Raw genomic sequence first — 494 nt, 5'->3', positions numbered from 1 at the left:
GCCGGGGGCGGCCGGGGATTGCTGAGCTCCGCCGGTACCGCCGGCAGCGTGGGTGCCGGCGGTACCGGCGGCGCCGGCGGCGCGGGTGGGACCGGATTAGCCGGTAGCAGCCCCAGCGCCGGCTCTGGCGGCGCCGGCGGGGTCGGGTTCGCCGGCGGCAACGGCGGCGCCGGCGGCGCTGGTGGCAACGCTGTCGGCGGCGGAGTCAACGGATCCGGCGGAGCCGGCGGGGTCGGCGGTGTCGGCGGTGCAGGTGGTGCCGGCGCCGACAGCACGACCGGCGTCGGTGGCACCGGTGGCATCGGCGGTTCCGGCGGTAGTGCCGGTACCGGCGGTGCGGCTGGGATCGGCGGATCAGGTGGAACGGCGGGCAGTACGGGTGTCGGCGGCACGGGCGGGGCCGGCGGCGCCGGCGGCGCCGGCGCAGCTGGTACCGATGCCACGCCCAACAGCGGTGACGGCGGCGGTAAGGGCTCGGCCGGTGGGGCCGGGGG

1 protein-coding gene is annotated in these 494 nt (G+C 79.8%); it reads left to right on the top strand.

Features of this window, described 5'->3' with window-relative positions:
* The coding region (locus BST12_RS31710; RefSeq protein ID WP_245850631.1) for a hypothetical protein at positions 1 to 494 on the top strand (494 nt) is incomplete at both ends.

It is taken from the genome of Mycobacterium angelicum (assembly GCF_002086155.1).
Classification (GTDB): domain Bacteria; phylum Actinomycetota; class Actinomycetes; order Mycobacteriales; family Mycobacteriaceae; genus Mycobacterium; species Mycobacterium angelicum.
This window is presented reverse-complemented; position numbering and strand designations above follow the sequence as displayed.